This is a genomic window from Agrobacterium sp. ST15.13.015 (assembly GCF_027871645.1).
Classification (GTDB): domain Bacteria; phylum Pseudomonadota; class Alphaproteobacteria; order Rhizobiales; family Rhizobiaceae; genus Agrobacterium; species Agrobacterium leguminum.
On sequence record NZ_JAQAHF010000014.1, the window covers coordinates 71,458 to 92,914 of the forward strand.

General features: G+C 60.9%; 18 protein-coding genes and 1 riboswitch. Of the genes, 8 read left to right on the top strand and 10 right to left on the bottom strand.

Annotated elements, in window-relative coordinates:
• Positions 1-43: 43 nt before the first annotated feature.
• From PIB16_RS20600 to PIB16_RS20630, 7 genes are all read left to right on the top strand, one after another.
• On the top strand, positions 44-1,996 hold the full coding sequence (locus PIB16_RS20600) for a BTAD domain-containing putative transcriptional regulator (protein WP_271046283.1): 1,953 nt from the start codon (positions 44-46) through the stop codon (positions 1,994-1,996).
• An 8-nt stretch (positions 1,997-2,004) separates the two neighbouring features.
• Entirely contained in the window at positions 2,005-2,433 is a 429-nt protein-coding gene (locus PIB16_RS20605; protein ID WP_271046284.1) for a hypothetical protein, read from the top strand.
• A gap of 37 nt (positions 2,434-2,470) precedes the next feature.
• On the top strand, positions 2,471-3,667 hold the full coding sequence (locus PIB16_RS20610; protein WP_271046285.1) for a YcaO-like family protein: 1,197 nt from the start codon (positions 2,471-2,473) through the stop codon (positions 3,665-3,667).
• A complete protein-coding gene (locus tag PIB16_RS20615) occupies positions 3,664-4,377 on the top strand; it encodes a TfuA-like protein (RefSeq protein ID WP_271046286.1) in 714 nt (237 codons plus the stop codon). Before PIB16_RS20610 ends, PIB16_RS20615 begins: the two co-directional genes overlap by 4 nt.
• Positions 4,374-5,519 (top strand): hypothetical protein, encoded by a 1,146-nt coding sequence (locus PIB16_RS20620; RefSeq protein ID WP_271046287.1) that lies wholly within the window; start codon positions 4,374-4,376, stop codon positions 5,517-5,519. The genes PIB16_RS20615 and PIB16_RS20620 overlap by 4 nt, the downstream gene beginning before the upstream one ends.
• Before the next feature lie 123 nt (positions 5,520-5,642).
• Positions 5,643-6,080, top strand: a complete 438-nt coding sequence (locus tag PIB16_RS20625) for a helix-turn-helix domain-containing protein (protein ID WP_003520859.1) — start codon at positions 5,643-5,645, stop codon at positions 6,078-6,080.
• A gap of 94 nt (positions 6,081-6,174) precedes the next feature.
• Positions 6,175-6,408, top strand: coding sequence for a hypothetical protein (locus tag PIB16_RS20630; RefSeq protein WP_065657079.1), 234 nt, complete (start codon positions 6,175-6,177; stop codon positions 6,406-6,408).
• 191 nt (positions 6,409-6,599) lie between these two features.
• On the opposite strand, the gene metE is transcribed toward PIB16_RS20630, so the two are convergent.
• The 4 genes from metE to xylF form a co-directional block, all read right to left on the bottom strand.
• On the bottom strand, positions 6,600-8,948 hold the full coding sequence (metE, locus tag PIB16_RS20635) for a 5-methyltetrahydropteroyltriglutamate--homocysteine S-methyltransferase (protein ID WP_271046288.1): 2,349 nt from the start codon (positions 8,946-8,948) through the stop codon (positions 6,600-6,602).
• Positions 8,949-9,048: 100 nt separating this feature from the next.
• Positions 9,049-9,260: riboswitch (cobalamin riboswitch) on the bottom strand.
• 61 nt (positions 9,261-9,321) lie between these two features.
• Complete coding sequence (locus PIB16_RS20640) at positions 9,322-10,104, bottom strand: ATP-binding cassette domain-containing protein (protein WP_078053354.1); 783 nt, start codon at positions 10,102-10,104, stop codon at positions 9,322-9,324.
• An 18-nt stretch (positions 10,105-10,122) separates the two neighbouring features.
• Positions 10,123-11,436: a sugar ABC transporter permease gene (locus PIB16_RS20645; RefSeq protein WP_078053353.1), complete on the bottom strand. Its 1,314-nt coding sequence runs from the start codon at positions 11,434-11,436 to the stop codon at positions 10,123-10,125.
• Between the two features lie 148 nt (positions 11,437-11,584).
• On the bottom strand, positions 11,585-12,625 hold the full coding sequence (gene xylF / locus PIB16_RS20650; RefSeq protein ID WP_065657077.1) for a D-xylose ABC transporter substrate-binding protein: 1,041 nt from the start codon (positions 12,623-12,625) through the stop codon (positions 11,585-11,587).
• Between the two features lie 243 nt (positions 12,626-12,868).
• On the opposite strand from xylF, the gene PIB16_RS20655 reads away from it, so the two are divergent.
• Positions 12,869-14,101, top strand: a complete 1,233-nt coding sequence (locus tag PIB16_RS20655) for an ROK family transcriptional regulator (protein ID WP_271046289.1) — start codon at positions 12,869-12,871, stop codon at positions 14,099-14,101.
• Positions 14,102-14,120: 19 nt separating this feature from the next.
• On the opposite strand, the gene PIB16_RS20660 is transcribed toward PIB16_RS20655, so the two are convergent.
• The 6 genes from PIB16_RS20660 to PIB16_RS20685 form a co-directional block, all read right to left on the bottom strand.
• Positions 14,121-15,665, bottom strand: coding sequence for a glycerol-3-phosphate dehydrogenase (locus tag PIB16_RS20660; RefSeq protein WP_271046290.1), 1,545 nt, complete (start codon positions 15,663-15,665; stop codon positions 14,121-14,123).
• Positions 15,666-15,836: 171 nt separating this feature from the next.
• On the bottom strand, positions 15,837-16,253 hold the full coding sequence (mce, locus tag PIB16_RS20665; RefSeq protein ID WP_020813427.1) for a methylmalonyl-CoA epimerase: 417 nt from the start codon (positions 16,251-16,253) through the stop codon (positions 15,837-15,839).
• Positions 16,254-16,266: 13 nt separating this feature from the next.
• Positions 16,267-18,408 (bottom strand): methylmalonyl-CoA mutase, encoded by a 2,142-nt coding sequence (gene scpA / locus PIB16_RS20670; protein WP_271046291.1) that lies wholly within the window; start codon positions 18,406-18,408, stop codon positions 16,267-16,269.
• A gap of 133 nt (positions 18,409-18,541) precedes the next feature.
• Entirely contained in the window at positions 18,542-20,545 is a 2,004-nt protein-coding gene (locus PIB16_RS20675) for an acetyl-CoA carboxylase biotin carboxylase subunit (RefSeq protein ID WP_271046292.1), read from the bottom strand.
• A 4-nt stretch (positions 20,546-20,549) separates the two neighbouring features.
• The gene (locus PIB16_RS20680; RefSeq protein ID WP_220317454.1) at positions 20,550-20,951 is read right to left on the bottom strand and encodes a hypothetical protein; all 402 of its coding nucleotides are present in this window, start codon (positions 20,949-20,951) and stop codon (positions 20,550-20,552) included.
• 37 nt (positions 20,952-20,988) lie between these two features.
• Positions 20,989-21,366: a hypothetical protein gene (locus tag PIB16_RS20685; RefSeq protein WP_003520841.1), complete on the bottom strand. Its 378-nt coding sequence runs from the start codon at positions 21,364-21,366 to the stop codon at positions 20,989-20,991.
• Positions 21,367-21,457 lie beyond the last annotated feature (91 nt).

Here is a 21,457-nt window from a genome sequence, read left to right on the forward strand (position 1 = left end):
TGGAACGCTATGATGACTTTCAATTTCCCGGACACGTTGTTAGATGATGATTCATGAGGGGACGAAAGTGGCTGGGAACGCTGAACTGATACCGATCCGGCTTTTTGGCACCCCGCGCTGTGATGCGGTGCGGGAGGCATTTTTCCCGTCCAAGGGCTTCGCCCTTACCGCCGCCCTCATCCTTGCGCCGAACCAGTCCCTTTCCCGCCAGCATGCCGCATCGCTGCTGTGGGAAAATGTCGAGCAGAAAAGGGCTCTCGGCAATTTGCGGCAGCTCATTCTCCGCCTACAGAAACTGCCCAATGAGGACGATGCCATCCTTCTGACCGAAGGAAACGACCTGAAGGCCGGCAAGCTGGCTCAGCGCACCGACCTTGCCATCTTCCTTGCCGGCGCAAGGGCCGAAGACCCGATGCGGCGGCTCAACGCGCTGCTCGAATTCGGCGGCGAGTTGCTGGAGGGGCTGGAGGCCGGGCAGGACCATCTTTATCTCTGGCTGCTTTCGGAGCGCCGCCGTCTCAGGGACCTGTTTTTTTCGAGCTACACCCAGCTTCTGGAGGAATTGACCCGCTTCGGCCGCGCTAGCTCGAACGACATCGCCAGACTTGCCGAATGCGCCTGCAAGATCGAACCGGAGCGCGAAGAAACCTACCGCGCCGCCATGGCGGCCTATGCGCGGATCGGAAATATCAGCGCCTGCGAGGGCATGTACCAGCTTCTGATGGAGCAGCTTCGTCAGGAGGGTCGTTCGCCGGAAGCCGAAACCGTGGCGCTGAGGCGCAGAATACAAAGTCTGGCCGCCACGATAACGGCCCCCGCCGAGCCGGAAGAAGGCAGTCGCCGCAAATCAATGGCAAAACCGCGTGTCGCATTCGTCCGCCCGGCACGGGTCGACGGGCAGCCGGTCTCGCCGGTCATGCATGCCTTCGTCGAGGATGTCGCCAACAGCCTTGTCCGATACCGCACCTTCACCGTTCTTTCGCCGCACAGCACCTTTGCGCTGGCGCATGACCGGGCCGATGACGGCTACGCCATGCTGCGGGCGGATTACCGCATCATTTCGACCGTGTTCGACGAAACCCGCATGTCGGTTGCGCTGATCGAGGATGCGAGCGGTGAAATCGTTTGGTCACTGGAAGCGGTCCTGACCGAACGGCATATTCACGCCGCCTTCCGGCTGCTCTCCAAACAGGTGGCGGCGGCGCTTGCCCGCGAAATCGAACGGCTTCAGGTGGAGCCCGACCGCAACCACAGCGGCGAGGCCTACCGGCAATTGCTGGAAGGCCAGCAGCTTCTGCGCGGCAAATGCGATCTGCCGCTTCTCAGAAGAGCCCGTTCGATGTTCCGCAAGGCCGTCGATCTCGACCACAGCATGGCGGTTGCCCGCGCCCGCGTGGCACAGAGCCTGCAACTGGAATGGCTGATGCTGGGCGGCAATGACCCCCATCTCCTGCACCGCGCCAAGGCGGAGGCCGATTCTTCCGTCGAGATCGACCCCGCCCTCGGTGTGGGCCACTGGATGTGCGCGGTGGTGGCGCTCTACCAGCGCGACTTCGACATCTCCGCCGAAAAATTCTTCGAGGCGGAGGCGCTGGCGCCCAATTCGGCCGACCTCCTGCTCCAGCATGCCGATGCGCTCGCTCATTTCGGCGATGCGGAAATCGCCTGGGAGAAGTTCCAGCAGGCCATCGACCTCAATCCGCTGGCGCCCGACATCTACTGGTGGGCCGGCGCCAGCATCGCTTTCAAGCGCGAGGATTACGGCACGGCGGTGGAACTGTGCGGGCGGATGGAAAATGACGAGCCTGCGCTGCGCGTCCTAACCGCAAGCCAAGCGCTGCATGGCGATCTGGCCTCCGCCCGGGAATCCGGCAACAGGCTTCAGGAAAACTATCCGGGTATGACGGCGAGGGAGATCAGCAGCCTGTCTCCAGACCGGGACCCGATAGCGAATGAAAAATTCTATCACGCACTTCGATTAGCTGGGATTAAATAGGAGATACTATGTCCTCGCATTTCTTCATTGTCGGAAAAAAGGGTTTCGGCGTTCTCTTCATTCGCACGGCGCCGCTCAGGGTCGCGTCCGTGTCGCACGAGACGATTGCCGCCTATGAAGTCAGCCATCCCGGCGTGGATGGCTATGCCCGCGTGGCAGCCGCCGCAAAGTCCATGCTCGTTCGCCAGAACGGCCAGCCGGAAGCGGAACTGGACCAGGTTCAGATCCAGGGCATCGAAGCCCTCGTCTCCGGCGGCGCAGTGGTTTCCGAAGCCGATTTCGCCTTCATCGGCGAAGTGAACGATGCCGGCTGGGATTTCAACCGCATGGTACAGGCGCCGATCGAAGCGGCCCTGAAGGCTGTCGGCCCGGCCGGCTCCGTCACCGGCGAGCTGTTCGACGCCATCCTTGCCGACGACAGCAACACGGCGCCCTGATCGCGGTCGCGCAGCCTTGACCGGCGACGATGCTCCCATGTCAGCGACAGCGGCTTCAAGGCATGTCGACGCTTCGTTCTTCGATCCCGGACTGCTTCGGCGGTTCGGGATTACCCGTGTCGGCGACGTGACCGGCCTCGATATTATCGGCATTCCCATCTGGTTCGCAGCCCGGCCCAATTCGCGCGGGCTGTCCGTCTCGCAGGGCAAGGGGCTTGTCGCGGAACACGCCCGGCTATCGGCGATCATGGAGGCGATCGAAGGCGCGGTCGCGGAAGAAACCCGTAAACATATCGCCGCCTTCAGCTCCGTTCAGGAGATGCGGGATAAGGGAACTCCTCTCATTCCTTTCGAAACCATCGGCAGGGTCGATTGCGACGCGCTCGATCCGCGAAAAGAACGCGCCTGGGTGAAGGGCACATCCATTCGCCGGCATGGGGAGGTTTTTGCGCCTTACGAACTTGTCGGCATGGATTTCCGGGTGGATTTCCCATGGGACCGGCAGGCCTTCCGCATGAGTTCCCAAGGGCTCGCGGCGGGGTTCGACCATGACCATTCGGTCCTCCATGCGCTGCTCGAACTCATTGAAAACGATGCCTGCTTTCTCGTTGACACTTTCGAGACGCGCGCGATCGCACCGCGACCGGTCCTCATTCCGGCGGGCGTCGATCCTTCCTTCGACGTTCTTGTTCAGCATCTATCGGATATCGGTCTGCCGCCGTCCTTCTTCGACATGACGAATGGGCTAGGCGTGCCAGTGGTGATGGCGAGCCTGCCCCGGTCGCTTCAGGCGCAGGACGGGCCAGCCACCCGCAGCGCCGCGGGCGCCGCCTGCCGGCCTGATATCCATGGTGCTGCCATTGCAGCCTTGCTGGAGGCGATCCAGTCGCGATTGACCGATATCAGCGGCGCGAGGGACGATCTTTCCCCTCTCCGCTATCAGCGGGATATGGTTGCGGCCGGGTCTTCGGCCTCCGGCGTGCAGCCGATGGAAAGGGTGCCGGCCAATCTCGATTTTATATCTGACGCGTCTTCGCCGCCATGGCACCAGCTTGCGACGCACCTGTTCGCCGGCGGTATCGAGGATATCTATCTCTTTCCGCTGGAAACGGAGGTATCCGGCCTGCATGTGGTGCGGGTTCTGGCAAGCGGCCTTGCTCCGGCCGGCGGCGGCCTGCAACACATCTCGCAGCGCACCCTAGATCACCTGCTGACCGTCGGGGGCCTCGGATGAAGCCGGTGGTTTTTGCAGGCCCGTCCATCCACGGCATCGCAGGCGAACATATGTCCGGTCTCGATCTTCGCGGTCCGGCCGCCTGCGGCGATATTTTCGATGCAGTTCGGCAGGGTGTCGGGACAATCGGGCTGATCGACGGGCTTTACGGCGATTGCGCCGCCGTCTGGCACAAGGAAATCCTGTTTGCACTGGCGAGCGGCGTTACCGTTTTCGGCGCCGCCAGCATGGGGGCGCTCAGGGCGGCGGAATGCGCCCCCTTCGGCATGATCGGCATCGGCGAGATTTTCGAGGCCTATCGCGACGGGCAGCGTTTTTCCGATGCCGATGTGGCGGTGAGCCATGCACCCGGCGCCCTCGATTACCGCCCGCTGACAGTCGCGCTGGTCGATGCCGAGGCGACGCTTGCCGCCTGCCGCGATACGGTCGCTCCAGAGGAATATGACGCGCTCACCCGCGCTGCCAACAATCTGCATTTTACCCGCAGGACATGGCGCGCCGTCGCCGCGGAAGCGGGCCTCGGCTCCGAGACGGCAAATCTGCTCGCGGCCAATGCGGTTTCCATCAAAAGAAACGATGCGGCAAGGCTTCTGGCAACGCTCACGGGAGAAACGTTGCCATCCCCACCGCCGCCATCATGGAAGCTTCAGAATACGATGTTTTTCCAGCAATTGGCAGCAAGGCAGGCGGCAGGGGACAAAAGGTCTTGAGCGCCATCCAGCCCCTGCCTCTTATGCCCGATTGCGGCGGGCTGATCCGCACGATTGCGCTCGCAATACCCGCCGCTTTTTTTGCGAAAAACAGGGCCGCTGCCACTGTTTCACCGCTCATTCCAATCGGAAACCTGCTCTCGGCCCTGCCCGCAGATATCACCGCTTTTATCGTGACCGATCAAGCCAGTCTCGCGTCAGCGCGAGACTGGCTCGGCAGTCTGCCAGCCTCCTGCGGCGCCGAACTGATACCCCTTGTCGGAAATGACGGCGTTTCGCATCCGTGGATACAGGACATGTTCCATGTGCGTGCGGTTGATCCCGCGACAGAATTCGTCCTGGTGGCGGAGAAGGTCATCGGCGTCAGCCTGGCCGAATATCTGGGAGCGGCAACCACGCATTCGGATGTCGCCTTGGCAGGCGGCAACCAGCTTGTCGGCCCGGATTTTCGGCTGGTGGGCCATTCCAGCCTACAGGACGACAGGGGGCTTGGAAGGAATGCGGCCATCCCTTCGCAACGGTGGCGAAAAATTCAGGCTCTCGACGGCAGAAACATCTTCAGTTTCGGATATCGGCCGGAAGATCTCGGCAAAGTCCCGGTCTCTTCCGATTTTTCCGCGACGGAGACCTGCGAAGCTGAAATGGCCGGCAAAAAAATGCACCAATGCGGCTTCCACGTTGACCAGTTCGTTTCCGTCACCGGTCTGAGAAGCGGCGGCCGGCCCCTATTGCTCGTTGCCGACCCTGTCGCGCATGGCGGATGCAATACCCGCGCCGCAACCGAGCTGAAACGAAAACTGGACGCCTCTGCACTTTGGCTCGCGCGGCAGGGCTTTGCGATAGAACGAAATCCCATCCCGCTTTCGCCGGCCATCGACACCAACAAATGCCTGCCCAGACTTTACAACAATGTCCTTCTTGAAAATGTCATACGTTCCGGTCAGAAACGGCCATTCGTCTGGGTTCCGCATTTCGGCGATACCGAGTCGCTTGAGGAATTCGATGCAATGAACCGAGAAATTTGGGACAGAATGGGCTTTCAGACCATCGGCGTGGCCGGATGGAGCCATCTTTCCAGCCGCAACGGGGCGTTGCGTTGTGCAACAAAAATAATAAATCGCGGGCCGGACACGCGATTATGAACGAAAAATCGTGCAATCTCGTCAATAAAGCGTCATAATACCCGTGGAAATTGTGTTGAATGTATACCTTCAACGATATTAATTGATCATCGGATTTAGGAACCTCAACCGGAGGAATTTGTAATGCACGCCAAACTACCCAGCCCGATCGACGTCCATGTCGGCGCACAAATCAGAATGCGCCGCAAGTCGCTCGGCATGAGCCAGAGTGCACTGGCCGGGCGATTGGGCATCACCTTCCAGCAGGTCCAGAAGTATGAAAAGGGTGCCAATCGTGTCGGCGCGTCCCGTCTGCAGGCCATTGCGTCGATTCTCGGCGTTGAGGTCAGCTCCCTGTTCGCCAATGCCACGCCCGATGGCGACCCGGCCAATCCGGCCCTTGGCACGATCAATGCCATGCAGACCTTCGTGGCCTCGAATGAAGGCTTTTCGCTCAACCAGGCCTTTTCGCGCATCAAGAGCGCCGCCGTGCGTAGAAGCATCGTCGCTCTCGTGACATCGCTCGCCGCCACTGAAGCGGCGGAAAATGCCGCCGCGCCGGCGGACAAAAACGACGATTGACGCAGGTGTGACGCTCGCGTGACGCTCGATGTGGTCGAAAATGAACAACGCAACATCATCGCGTTTTCATACTGTCGACTGTCGAGAGGGAATCATGGCGGCGTCTACCACAGATATACTTGAACAGGACAATGCAGACGAGATTCTGGCGCTCGGGCGGATGGTTTCCTATCTTTGCCAGCGCTCGAAATCTCTGGAACTGGGCATGTCGACCTATTTCCTTGAGATGGCATTGTTGTCGCTGGCCCAGGACATCAATCAGCAGGGTCTGCCGCCGGTAAGCGCAGAGCTGAATGTCGGCGCCTTCGCTCAGGCCGATCTGCATTGAGCGCTTTCGCAACGGCCTAGATTCGCCGGGATTGAGCGTTTCCATACCGATCTCCAGTCGCAGCCCGGAAACGGTCTCTCTGCCTGTCCGGCTGGCTCCATCCTCCCGGAGAGGCATTCATATGCCCTCCCCCAAATTTTTCAGGCGTAAGCCATGATGGAGGCCCGGTTCTCGCCGGGCCTCCATTCATATCAAAGCACCGCGCGTCGAAGCTCGGCAGCGGCGGCGACCATGTTGACCAGAGCGGGCCTCACTTCTTCCCATTTACGGGTCTTCAAGCCGCAATCCGGATTGATCCAGAGCTGCCGGTCGTCAAGCTGCTCTCGCGCCAGCGCCAGAAGATCGACCATTTCTCCAACCGCCGGCACGCGCGGCGAGTGGATGTCATAAACGCCGGGACCGATCTGGTTCGGGTATTTGTAGGTCCGAAACGCATCCAGCAATTCCATCTTCGAACGCGAGGTCTCGATGGAGATCACATCGGCGTCCATGGCAGCAATGGCATCGATAATCTGGTTGAATTCGGAATAGCACATATGCGTGTGAACCTGAGTGCGGTCGCGCACGCCGCTGGAGCAAATGCGGAAGCATTCCACCGCCCAGCCGAGATAATCCTGCCAGTCCCGGTGCCGAAGCGGCAGTCCTTCACGAAGAGCCGCCTCATCGATCTGGATCATCTGCGCGCCGGCTGCTTCGAGATCATTGACCTCATCGCGGATGGCAAGCGCGATCTGGCGGCATGTAAGGCTTCTGGCGATATCGTCGCGCACGAAGGACCAGTTGAGGATCGTCACCGGCCCGGTCAGCATGCCCTTGACGGGTTTGTCGGTGAGCGACTGCGAATATTCCCACCAGCGAACCGTCATCGCTTTCGGACGCGACACATCGCCGAAAATGATGGGCGGGCGCACATAACGCGAACCGTAACTCTGCACCCAGGCATGCTGGGTGAAAGCGAAGCCGGAAAGCTGTTCGCCAAAATATTGCACCATGTCATTGCGCTCGAACTCGCCATGCACAAGAACGTCGAGACCGATTTCCTCCTGCCAACGAATGGTCGCTTCGGTTTCCTTCTCCAGGAATTTTTCATATTGCGCATCAGTCAGCGCGCCCTTGGAATGTGCCGATCTGGCCTTGCGCACCTCCGGCGTCTGCGGGAAGGAGCCGATGGTCGTCGTCGGGAAAAGCGGCAGCGCGATGGCCTGCGACTGCACTTTCTGCCGCTCGGCAAACCGGCTCGCCCGCTTCCTGTCGGCCTCGCCAATCGTCGCAATACGCTTCTGCACGGCGGCGTCCGTTACCTTCGGTGAGGATGCGCGCGCGGCAACGGCCTTGGAGGCAGCCGCCAGTTCCGTCGCGACAGCAACCTTGCCCTCACCGAGAGCCTTGCCGAGCGTGGCAAGTTCGCCGAGCTTCTGGGTGGCGAAGGAAAGCCAGCTTTTGAGATCGGCATCGAGGCCGGTTTCCAGTTCGAGATCGACCGGGACATGCAGCAGCGAGCAGGAGGGCGCGATCTGAAACGCCGCCGCACCGCGTGCCGCGATGGCGGGTTCCAATCGGGTAATGATTGCAGCGAGATCAGCGCGCCAGATGTTGCGGCCGTCTATGACACCCAGCGACAGGACGCGATTTTCCGGCAACGCTTTTAACGCCGCCTCCAGCGCATCGGGTGCTCGCACCAGATCGATATGAAGGCCCGCGACCGGAAGCGACGCGACGGCTTCGAGATTGTCCTCAAGCACACCGAAATAGGTGGCGAGCAGGACTTTCAGATCCGGCGCGGCCTTCGACAAAGCCTGATAGGCCACGGCCAGCGCGTGACGCTCCCCCTCGGAAAGATCAAGCACGGCGACCGGCTCGTCGATCTGGACCCAGTCCGCACCGGCCACGCGCAGGCGACGCAGCAGCTCTTCATAGACGGGCAGCAGCCTCGCCAGCAGATCGAGCGGCTTGAAGGCTGCCTCGCGCGCCTTGGCGAGTTTCAGGAACGTGACCGGGCCGAGAATGACCGGACGCGTATGGACGCCGAGCGCCTTCGCCTCAAGGAAGTGGTCGACCGGCTTTTGCGAGGTGAGCACGAAATGCTGATCCTCTGAAACCTCCGGTACCATGTAGTGATAGTTGGTGTCGAACCATTTGGTCATTTCCAGCGCCGGAACGCCCTGACCATGATGCGAATGTCCTTCATGCCCATGGCCGCAGCCTGCATGCCCTTCGCTCTGGCTGCCGCGCGCCATGGCGAAATAGGTGGAGAGGGAAACATCTCCGCCCGCCGATCCATAGAGGGATGGAATGGCGCCCACCATCACGGCTGTATCTAGGACATGATCGTAAAGGGAAAAATCGTTGGAAGGGATATGGGCAATCCCCTTCTCAAGCTGAAGCGCCCAGTTTTCGGCGCGCAGCCTAGCTGCGGTTTCGAGCAGTTCCGTCTCGGAAATCTTGCCGGACCAGAAGCCTTCAAGCGCGAACTTCAGTTCACGATGGCGTCCGATCCTCGGAAAACCGAGCGATGCGACTGGAATGGACTTGTCTGGCATTTTCATACCCCATTTGGTTGTGGGGGCATGGGTAAAGCGGACGCGTGCGGGCCCGGCCTGTGCCGGACCATTGCAGCAACCACCGGGACACCCCGCCCGTGGACGTTATTTTGTCCTGGCAGGTCTCCTGGCTTACGGGTCGTCGCCTTTGTCCGTCTTCCCGGGGTTTACCCCAGTGACGTGTTGGACAAAGGCTCGCCGCTTACAGTTGCGGGGGCAGCTCCGGTCTTGCCGATCGTCGGCGCACCGGATTCCCTCTTAGCTCCGGGATCGAACAAACGAGCCCGGAGAACCATGACACCCGCATTTCTCACCACGGGCACCACGATGTCAATAGACATAAAGAAATCTTTATATCTTTATTTCACTGAACTCAGAGCGCGACCGCACCCGGCCCCGGCACCGCACCGGGCGGCACCTTGCCCAGAATAATCATGCCAAGCACCTCGTCCTTGGTGACATCCTGCGTGCGGGCATGGCCCACCACCTTGCCGTTCTTCATCACGAAAACCCTGTCGGCCAGATCGAAGACATCGTGAATATCGTGGCTGATGAGGAAGATGCCGATGCCCTGCCGTTTCAGCTCCTTGACGAGATCGCCCACCTGCGCCGTTTCCTGCGGCCCGAGTGCGGCCGTTGGCTCGTCCATGATGAGGATGCGGGCATCGAACAGAATGGCGCGGGCAATGGCGACGGATTGCCGCTGGCCGCCGGACAACGCCTTCACCGGCTCCTTGAACCGCCGGAAATTGGGGTTGAGACGCCCCATGACCTCGCGGGCCGAGGCTTCCATGGCGACATCGTCAAGCGTGCCCCATTTCGTCTTCAGCTCGCGGCCGAGATAAAGATTGGCGGCCGCATCGACGTTATCGGCCACGGCCAGTGTCTGGTAGATGGTTTCGATGCCGTATTTCTTGGCGTCGCGCGGATTGCGGATATCGGCATCCTCGCCATTGATGAGAATATCCCCGCCATCGCGCCGATAGGCGCCGGAGAGGATTTTGATCAGCGTCGATTTGCCCGCGCCATTGTGGCCGAGAAGGGCGACCACCTCACCGGGGAAAAGATCGACAGAGGCGTTTTCCACCGCATGGATACCGCCGAAGGAAATGGAAATATTGCGCATTTCCACGAGGGGCGTGACTTGGTCCGTCATAGGAGTTCTCCTCGGTTCTTACTTGGCGCGGGCGCGGTAGATGGTGTCGAGCCAGACGGCGACGACCAGGACCACACCGACGACGATGCGCTGGAAGGGCGTATCGATGCCCACCAGCACCATGCCGGATTGCAGCGACTGCATGACGAGCGCGCCGAGCATCGCGCCCGCTATGGTTCCGACACCGCCGGCAAGCGAAGTGCCGCCGATGACGGCCGCCGCGATGGTGTAAAGCTCGTCCAACTCGCCCTGGGCATTGGTGGCTGCATTGAGGCGGGCGGTGGAGATGGCGGCGGCGATGGCGCACAGAACGCCCATCAGCGTGAAGATCTTCACCGTCACCCAGCGGGTCTTGATGCCGGCGAGTTCGGCCGCTTCCGGATTGCCGCCGATAGCGAAGACATAACGGCCGAAACGCAGCCGTGTGGCGATGAAAGTCATGACCGCACCGACGGCGAGCGCCATCAGCACCGGAATGGCGATGCCATGCGAAATGAACAGACCGCCTTCAGGCCAGGCGATGCCATTGGCATCGGCATAGTTGCGGGCGATGTTGACCGGCCATGGATAGCTGTTGACCACCGCCACGAAACCGATGACGACAAGGCAGCCCAGCGCGGCCAGAAAATATTCCGCCCAGACGGGCCGCAACGGAAAGCCGAAACGGCGGCGCTGATGGCGGGAGTTCAGGATGGCCGCAATGATGGCGACGCAGGCGATGACAGCGGCGATCCAGCTCCATGTCGCGCCGATCGAACCGCTGGTGCCGCCGCCCATCAGGCGGAAGGTGGAATCCATCGGCGCCACGGTGCGGCCGCTGGTGATGAACCAGGTACCGCCGCGCCAAACGAGCAGGCCGCCCAGCGTGACGATGAAGGACGGGACGTTGAGGAAGGCGATGATGGAGCCCTGCAACATGCCGATGGCGCCGCCGACGAGAATGCCGACCATAAGCGTGACGATCCACGTGGCCCAATGTTCAAAGCCGAGGATCTGCGGCAGGATTTCCGCCTGCATGACACCCATGATCATGCCGGAAAAACCGAGGATCGAGCCGACCGACAGGTCGATATTGCGGGTGACGATGACGAGCACCATGCCGGTCGCCATGACGGCCACGGACGCGGTCTGCACGGAGAGGTTCCAGAGGTTTCGCGGCGTCAGGAACAGCCCGCCGGACAGGATATGAAATCCGATCCAGATCAGAAGAAGCGCACCGACCATGCCGAGCAGTCTGGTATCCAGCTCGGTGGCGTTGATGAAGCGCGTTATCGAGCCTGTTTTTTCCGTCTTTTGCGACGCTGTAGTATTGGACTGGGTCATATCGGCCATGAACTGCCGGTGCTCCTCACATCTTAGAGCGTTTTCGCTTTTTTTGGCGCATTTCCGGACGGAAAACCGGGGCCTACTTTTCCTAGAAATGCTCTAAAGGCGCCGCGCCATGAACCATGGCGCAGCGCCCGAACCGGGACCTATTCGATCAATCGCAGGCTTTGACCGTTTTAGCCTTCACGCCCTGGCAGGCCGTTTCCTTCTTGATCCAGCCAGCGTCGATGACGACGTTCAGATTGTCCTTCGTGATGGCGATAGGCTTGAGGAAGACCGACTGCATCTTCACTTTTTTCGGACCGCCTTCAAAGGTGGAGACACCCTTGATCTCGGTCATCTTCTTGCCGCCGGCCAGTTCCAGCGCGATGCCGGCCGCTTCCTTGCCGAGTTCACGGCTGTCCTTCCAGACCGACACCGTCTGCGTGCCGAGCGCGACGCGGTTCAGCGCGGCGAAATCGGCATCCTGACCGGAAACGGGAACCGAACCTGCCATGCCCTGCGCGGCGAGAGCGGCGATTGCACCGCCGGCCGTGCCGTCATTCGAGGCGACGACCGCATCGACCTTGTTGTTATTCTTGGTCAGGAACTGTTCCATGTTCTTCTGGGCATTTTCCGGCTTCCAGCCATCGGTATAGGCTTCGCCGACATTCTTGATCTTGCCGCCGTCAATGGCCGCCTTCAGCACTTCCTGCTGACCGGCGAACAGGAAGTCCGCATTCGGGTCGGAAGAGGAGCCCTTGATGAAGACGTAATTGCCTTCCGGCTTCACCTTGAAGACTTCGGCAGCCTGCAGACGGCCGACTTCCTTGTTGTCGAAGGTGATGTAGAAGGCGTTCTGGTTTTCGATCAGGCGGTCGTAACCCACGACCGGAATGCCCTCGGCAACGGCCTTTTCAACGGCCGGACCGATCGCGTCGCTGTCCTGCGCCAGAATGATCAGCGCATTGGCGCCCTGCGAGATCAGCGATTCCACGTCGGTCAGCTGCTTCGCGGCGGATGATTGCGCATCGGCGGAGATGTATTTCGCGCCGGCCTTGTCGAGCGCCGCCTTGATGGCCGCCTCATCCGTTTTCCAGCGTTCTTCCTGGAAATTCGACCAGGAAACGCCGACGACGAGATCGGCCGCAATAGCCGCGGTATGCAGGGAAACGAGTACGGCTGTACCCGCCAAAAGCTTGGCAAAAGAATTCATGATGTCCTCCCGGTAAGGGCGAAGCCCCGCACCTCCATGCAGGAAAAACGCCCGGAAAAAGCTGCCGGTCTCTGTGGTTTCACAATTTTCTCGACAGTCGAGAAAATTAATGTCAGAGATTCCCCATGCTGTCAACAACGGCTGCGGGCAGCATCCGGGTGCCTTGATCTTCGCTCTGGCATGCGCCATCAGAGTGGATCAGCACGACAGGAAAAAGGCCGTTCAGGGAGCATGCCCCAGCCCATGTCCGCCATTGCAAGTACGGAACTGGTGCGCCAGAAAAACAGCCTGTCGGTGATGGCGGCGCTGCGCCTGCACGGCAGCCTTTCCCATACCGACATGTCGTCCTTCACCGGGCTTGCCTCCGCAACCGTCTCCGCCATCACCACCGAGCTTGAGCGGGCCGGTCTCATTCTGCGGAAAGAGCAGCTCGCGACTGCCGGCCGCGGCCGGCCACGCATTCTCTTCGGCCCGCGCGGCGCTTTCTGCCATGTCGCCATCGTCATCATCTCTTCCGACAGCGTGCAATATTCGCTGGTCGATTATGCCGGCAAGCTGGTGGACCGCTTCACCGAACAGAGGATTACAGCTGAAAAAGGCACATTCGGCGGCGCGATCCTCGCTGGCCTCGCAAGACTTGCCGATCGCTCGCGCATCGACCGTCACGATATCCTCCAGGTGTCGATCAGCAGCAAGGGGCTGGTGGATGCGGCCACGGCAACGCTTGTCTGGTCGCCGGTTCTAGGTGACGAAAGGATTGATTTCCACCGGCTCGTTTCCGGGGATGGGCGCATTCGCGTGACGCTGAACAACGAGACGCTGCTGGCCGCAAAAGCCATCTGGATGCGGGAGCAGGCACGGGAAAACTCAGCGCCGGAAGCCCTCGTCACCCTGTCGCTCGGCCACAGCATCGGTCTTGGCATCGCCCGCTCGACGGGCGACGCAATCGATGTCAGCGCTCCCAATTTCGGCCACATGCTGCATCTGGCCGATGGCGCGCTGTGCCGTTGCGGCACCAAAGGCTGCATCGAGGCCTATTCCGGGTTTTACGCCATACTGCGTTCTGCTTTCGAAGCCCCGCCGCAGGCGGAACCGGCGAAATTCGTGCCGATCGCCGAGGTGGACAAGATCGCCGCTTCAGCCCGCACCGGCGCGCGCATGGCGCGGTTCGCCTTCCGAACCGCCGGACTTGCGCTCGGCAACGGCCTTTCACGTCTCTTCAGCCTGCATGGCCATATGCCGGTCTTCATCACCGGCCCCGGCACCCGCTATTTCGATCTTCTGGAAAGCGGCCTGCGCGACGGTCTGGCGCAATCGCAGGCGGTGCGTTTCGGCGGCATGCCGAAAATCGCTTTAGCGCCCAACGAGCCGGAACTGGTGTTCGAAGGGCACATGGAACACGCCCTTTCAGCCGCCGACGATTATATCCTGAGCGCCGACGGCCCGGAGAAGCCGGTGAGGAATTCCGGGAGCTGACGGGGCAACCGGCGGATTTTCAGGCCCGCTCCGCCACGGCCTCGGCCTCTTGCCCGCCACCAATCAGCACAGCAACGAAGTCATCGAGATCAGCGGCCTCATCCTTGCTGAGGCGCAGGCCCTGTTTCGTGCGCCGCCAGAGAATGTCCTCGGCCGCGCAGGCCCATTCGTGCTCAACCAGCCAGCGCACCTCGCATTCATAGAGCGTGCCGCCGAAATGCCGGCCGAGGCCGGAGATATCGGTGGCGCTGCCCAACAGTTCCGCCGCCTTGGTGCCGTAGTTTCTGACAAGTCGCTCGGCATGGCGTCCGTCAAGGAAGGGATAACGGGAGACGAGCGCCCGCACCTGCGCCTCATATCTCTGAGCATCGAAATCGCCGCCCGGCAGGTGGGAGCCCGCCGTCCACGGCTTGCCCTTTTCACCAATCGCCGCACCGATCTTTTCCAGCGCATGTTCCGCCAGCCGCCGATAGGTAGTGAGCTTGCCGCCGAAAATATTGAGGAGTGGAGCCTCACCCTCTGTCTCTTCAACCTTCAGCACATAATCGCGCGTCGCCTCCTGCGCTTTCGATGCACCGTCATCGAAGAGGGGCCGCACGCCGGAATAGCTCCAGACGATATCCTCCGGCCGGACCGGCTCACTGAAATAGTCGCTGGCCGCGTTGCAGAGGTAGGAAATCTCGTCTTCGGAGATGCGAACGCTGGCCGGATCGCCCTTGTAATCGCGGTCCGTGGTGCCGATCAGCGTAAAATCCCGTTCATAGGGAATGGCGAAGATGATGCGGTTATCCGGGTTCTGAAAGAAATAGGCGCGCGGATCGGAAAACTTCCTGCGCACGATGATATGGCTGCCCTGAACGAGCCGGACATTGTGCACGTCGTTGCGGCCGAAGACGCCGGAAAGCACCTTGTCCACCCATGGGCCGGCGGCATTCACCAGCATACGCGCCTTGTACGTGGCCGCGCGTCCGGTTTTTTCGTCCAGCGTCTCGATGAGCCACAGCTCGCCTTCGCGCCGTGCGGAAACGACCCGCGTGCGGTTCATGATCGTCGCGCCGCGATTGGCCGCATCGCGCGCGTTGAGGACCACGAAACGGGCATCATCCACCCAGCCGTCGGAATATTCGAAAGCCGTGGCGAAAGCCGGCTTCAGCGGCTTGCCCGCCGGGTCCCTGCGAAGGTCGAGCGTGCGGGTCGCCGGCAAAAGCTTGCGGCCGCCGAGATTGTCATAAAGGAACAGGCCGAGCCGGACCATCCAGGCCGGGCGCACGCCGCCTTTCTGGATGGGCAGGACGAAACGCATGGGCCAGATGACATGCGGCGCCATGGCCCAGAGGATTTCCCGCTCCATCAGCGCTTCGCGCACCAGACGAAACTCGTAATGCTCGAGATAACGCAGGCCACCATGAATAAGCTTGGTGGCGGCGGAAGACGTGCCGGAAGCGAAATCGCCCTTTTCCGCAAGCGCGACGGAATAGCCCCTGCCCACCGCATCGCGGGCAATGCCGCAGCCGTTGATGCCGCCACCGATGACAAAAAGATCGAAAATATTCTCGCCGGACATAGAGCCTCCACGACAGCGTCGGGGGATCGCACCCCCATCGTTGAAAGACAATTGCCATAAAAACGAAAATAAAACGAATGTCAAAAGAAAACAAACGAAACACCTTCCGGCAAAGGCGAACGGCAGCTGCGCGCCGTTCACCGTATGCCAGCCTCTTACGGGGTCTGTGTTTCAGCCGTATGTTTGGGAAACCTGCTCAAGCTCATAGAGCACGCCACCCATATCCTTCGGATGCAGGAAAAGAACGGGATTGCCATGCGCGCCGATCTTCGGCTCGCCATCACCCAGAATTCGAACGCCCTTTTTGACGAGATCGTCGCGCGCCGCGACAATGTCAGGCACTTCAAAGCAGAGATGATGCGTGCCGCCGCCCGGATTTCTCTCGAGAAAAGCGGCAATCGGCGAATTTTCGCCAAGCGGATAAAGAAGCTCGATCTTGGTATTGTCAGCCTGAATGAAAACCACCGTCACGCCGTGTTCGGGTAGCGATTGCGGTTCCGAGACATCTGCGCCCAACAGCCTGTAGCGGGCGATTGCGGCATTAAGATCGGGCACCGCGATGGCGACGTGATTCAATCTTCCGAACATGGCCGTCTTTCCCTCACGCGTTGCGCCTGATGCCTTCTAGCAGGTCGAGCACCTTGTTCGCAGCATCCATGACATTGGTGCCGGGGCCGAAAATCGCCGAGACACCGTGGTCGAGCAGGAACTGATAATCCTGCCGCGGAATGACGCCGCCGACGACGACGATGATATCTTCCGCGCCCTTCTGTTTCAGCGCCTCGACCAGCTGCGGCGCCAGCGTCTTGTGACCGGCGGCGAGCGACGACATGCCGACCACATGCACCCTGCTCTGAACGGCGAGATCAGCCGCCTCAACGGGAGTCTGGAACAGGGGTCCGGCCAGCACATCGAAACCGATATCGCCGAAGGCAGAGGCAATGACCTTCGCGCCGCGATCATGCCCATCCTGCCCGAGCTTGGCGACCATGATGCGCGGCTTGGTGCCGATCCTCTCAGCCACACCGGAAAGCCGGGCGGCGAGCGTGGCAAGTTCCGGCTCGTCCTTATAGGCCTCGCCGTAAATATCGCTCACCACCTCCGGCACGGCGGCATGGTCGCCGAAGGCCGCACGCAGCGCATCGGAAATCTCTCCCACCGTCGCGCGGGCGCGGGCGGCGACAACCGCGGCCTCGAGAATATTGCCCTTGCCGCTGCGGGCGATCTCGGAAAGTGCTGCCAAAGCGGCGGTCACGTCCTTGCCATCGCGGCGGCGGCGCGTTTCTTCGATGCGGCGGATTTGCGCGGCGCGCACGGCGGCGTTGTCGATATCGAGAACATCGATATCCTCTTCATTTTCTAGACGGTAACGGTTGACACCGACGATAACCTCCTCGCCCTTGTCCACCGCCGCCTGCCGTCGCGTTGCCGCCTCTTCGATCAGCCGTTTCGGCAGACCTTCCGCCACCGCCTTGGTCATGCCGCCAAGCGCCTCGACCTCCTCGATCAGCGCCCAGGCCTTCTCTGCCAGTTCATCCGTCAGGCTTTCGACATAATAGGAGCCGGCCAGCGGATCGACGACTTTTGTGACGCCGGTTTCGTGCTGAAGGATGAGCTGGGTATTGCGGGCGATGCGGGCGGAAAACTCCGTCGGCAGGGCAATCGCCTCATCGAAGGAATTGGTGTGCAGCGACTGCGTGCCACCCAGCACGGCGGACATGGCCTCAAAGGCGGTGCGGACGATGTTGTTATAGGGATCCTGCTCCTGCAGCGAGACGCCCGACGTCTGGCAATGGGTGCGCAGCATCAGCGACGACGCCTTCTGCGGCTTGAACTCCTCCATGATGCGCGACCAGAGCAGGCGCGCTGCGCGTAACTTGGCAGCCTCCATGAAAAAATTCATGCCGATAGCGAAAAAGAACGACAGGCGCCCGGCGAAATCATCGACGTTCAGCCCCTTGGCCAGCGCCGCCCGCACATATTCGCGGCCATCCGCCAGCGTGAAGGCCAGCTCCTGCGTAAGCGTCGCGCCCGCTTCCTGCATGTGATAGCCGGAAATGGAGATGGAATTGAATTTCGGCATCTCCTTCGCCGTATATTCGATGATGTCGGCAATGATCCGCATCGAAGGTTCCGGCGGATAGATATAGGTGTTGCGGACCATGAACTCCTTGAGGATATCGTTCTGAATGGTGCCGGAAAGGGCGGCGCGGGGCACACCCTGTTCTTCCCCCGCAACGATGAAACTGGCGAGCACCGGAATGACCGCGCCATTCATGGTCATCGACACCGAGACTTTTTCGAGCGGAATGCCATCGAACAGGATTTTCATGTCCTCGACGCTGTCGATCGCCACGCCCGCCTTGCCGACATCGCCCTCCACACGCGGATGATCGCTGTCATAACCGCGGTGGGTGGCAAGATCGAAGGCAACGGAAACACCCTGCTGACCGGCGGCGAGCGCCTTGCGGTAAAAGGCGTTCGAGGCTTCGGCCGTGGAAAAACCGGCATATTGGCGGATGGTCCAGGGCCGCCCGGCATACATGGTGGCGCGCGGGCCGCGCGTGAAAGGCGCAAAGCCCGGCAGGCTGTCCAGATGGGAAATCTTCTGAAGATCGTCAGCGGTATAGAGCGGCTTCACCTCAATGCCTTCGGGTGTGTGCCAGACGAGCGTTTCCGGTGAACGCTTCAGCTCTTTCTCGGCAAGCTGCAGCCAATCCCGCACCGTTTTTTCACCCGACATGCATCTCTCCCCTTCTGCATTTCATTTTAGCACTGTGGCCGGTGATCGTGACAAAAATCGAACGATCCGCCCGCCGGGCCGACCCCGTAAACAGCTCCGGCCCGCATGCGTTCCCGAAAAAACGGCAGCGGCATCACTCGAATTCGAGGATGACTTCATCCACCGCGAGGCTGTCGCCCGGTTTTGCCGCCACTCTGGCAACGCGGCCGCGTTTTTCCGCGCGAAGGATGTTTTCCATCTTCATGGCCTCCACCGTCGCCAGCGCCTGCCCGGCCTCCACCTCATCGCCCTCACCCACCGAAATGCCGGTGATGACGCCCGGCATGGGGCAAAGCAGCAGTTTAGATGTATCCGGCGGCAGCTTTTCCGGCATCAGCAGCGCCAGTTCCGCCACACGCGGGCTACGCACATGGGCACGAATATCCATGCCGCGCCAGCGCAGGCGGATAGCAGCACCTGCAAGATCGACCTTGGCGGCGATAACCTCACCCGCTACCGTGAACAGGCCAAGGCTCTGGCCGGGAAGCCAGCCGGTATCGACGGTGAGCGCCGCCCCGTCTTCAAAACGGATCGCCGTGCCATCCGTGCCGATTTCAACCGCAACCCTGTGGCGGGATGCGCCTGATGACACCACCCAGTCCTGGCCGACGATGCGGCGATGATTGCCGATGGTGCCGGAAATTTCGACCGCACGGCTCTGCAGCCGCTGATGGATGATGGCGGCGATGGCGGAGAGCTGGCGCGCCGTGGCCTCATCCGGTTCCACGCCGGAAAATCCTTCCGGAAATTCTTCAGCGATAAAGCCCGTCGTCAGGCGGCCGGCGCGGAAACGCTCATGCTGCATGACGGCCGACAGGAAAGGCAGATTATGGCCGATGCCCTCCACCTCGAAACGGTCCAGCGCCTGCCCCATGGCGTCGATGGCGGTTTCGCGATCCTTGCCTAGAGCGCACAGCTTGGCGATCATCGGATCGTAATACATCGAAATTTCGCCACCTTCGAAGACACCGGTATCGTTGCGGATGACGGTGCCGTTCTCCTGCGCACCCTCCTGCGGCGGGCGATATCGTGTCAGCCGGCCGATGGAGGGCAGGAAGTTGCGGTAGGGATCTTCGGCATAAAGCCGGCTTTCGATGGCCCAGCCGTTCAACCTCACATCCGCCTGCCCGAAGGAGAGCTTTTCTCCTGATGCCACACGGATCATCTGTTCGACCAGATCGATGCCGGTGATGAGTTCCGTCACCGGATGCTCCACCTGCAGGCGGGTGTTCATTTCCAGAAAGTAGAAATTCCTCTCGCCATCGACGATGAACTCCACCGTGCCGGCCGAATGGTAACCGACGGCTCTCGCCAGCGCCACGGCCTGCTCGCCCATGGCTTTGCGGGTCGCTTCGTCCAGAAAGGGCGACGGCGCTTCCTCGATGACTTTCTGGTTACGGCGCTGGATCGAGCATTCGCGTTCACCCAGATAAAGTGTGTTGCCGTGCTTGTCGCCCAGCACCTGAATTTCAATGTGGCGCGGCTGGGTGACGAATTTCTCGATGAAAATGCGGTCATCGCCAAAGGAGGATTTCGCCTCGTTTTTCGAAGACTGGAAACCCTCGCGCGCCTCGGCATCGTTGAAAGCGATGCGCATGCCCTTGCCGCCGCCACCGGCCGACGCCTTGATCATGACGGGATAACCGATCTGCGAGGCGATCCTCACCGCCTCATCCGCATCCTCGATCAGCCCCATATGGCCGGGAACGGTGGAAACACCCGCTTCCGCGGCCAGTTTCTTGGAGGTGATCTTGTCGCCCATGGCCTTGATGGCGCCAACAGGCGGACCGATGAAGACGACACCCGCCTTTTCCAGCGCCTCGGCAAAGGCAGCATTTTCCGAAAGGAAACCGTAGCCGGGATGAACAGCATCCGCCCCGGTCTTCGCGATTGCCTCGAGAATCCTGTCGATGACGATATAGGACTGCGACGAGGGGGCCGGGCCGATATGAACGGCTTCATCCGCTTGTCTCACATGCAGCGCATTGGCATCCGCATCCGAATAGACCGCGACAGTGGCGATGCCCATCTTCTTCGCTGTCCTGATGACCCGGCAGGCGATCTCGCCGCGATTGGCGATGAGGATTTTCTTGATCATGCGGTTATTCTCCCCTCGCATCGTCATCGTCGTCGCGGAATTTCTTTTCATAGGGCATCATCAGGATCGCCGAGGCGGTGGCGGCCGCGCCGAACAGGGATGCAATGGGCATGACGACCAGCAGCACGGGCACGACCGGATTTGCCGCACGGCCGATGCGCGCGCCCAAACCGCCAATGTCGAGAAAGATCAGCGCTGCACCGACGCAGACGCCGATCAGCACGCCAACTGCCGCATTGAGCGCCATGAAACGCAACATCTGCCGGTGATCGAGCCGGGCGGCTTCCGGCGTCATCTTTGGTTTCGGAGCACGACCGCCGGATGCCCTCGCTACGTTGCCACCACGACGTTGTTCCAGCCAGCGTCGCAGCCATTGCAGGTCCATATGAAGTATGTCGACAATCATGCTCCTCCCCCCTCAGGAAAAATGTCGCCGCCTGCCCTCAAATTTCGAAGAAATTCTCGAAGGATTCCGGGAAGTTCTGCCGCGCGACGCGCTCGTCAATCACCAGCATCGCCTGATAGGAAAGCGGATCGAAATTCTTCTCCGCCGGCACCACCTCGCGGCCGAAGAGCAGGTTGAGGCGGGCGGCGTCGAGATTGCCGCGCTCGAAGGGCTCGGCACCGAAATGGTGCCAGAGCGAGTGCAGGAAGGCGGCATCGATGCGATGCTCCTTGGTGTCGTTGCGCGCCCGGCGGGGTATCATCTTGATAGGCGTTACACCTTTGGGGTTGGCGCGGCGGATGGTGAACTGGACGCCCGTGCTCGGCATGCCGGAGGGAAATCCCTTGTGTTTGGTCATTTCGGGCAGGTTCGCCATCTTTTGTCCTTCCAGAACATTTCCAGTAAAAGCTGCCTTGCTTTTACGTCCGGAAATGCGCCAATTCAAATAGTTAGAGCGCTTTTGGCGC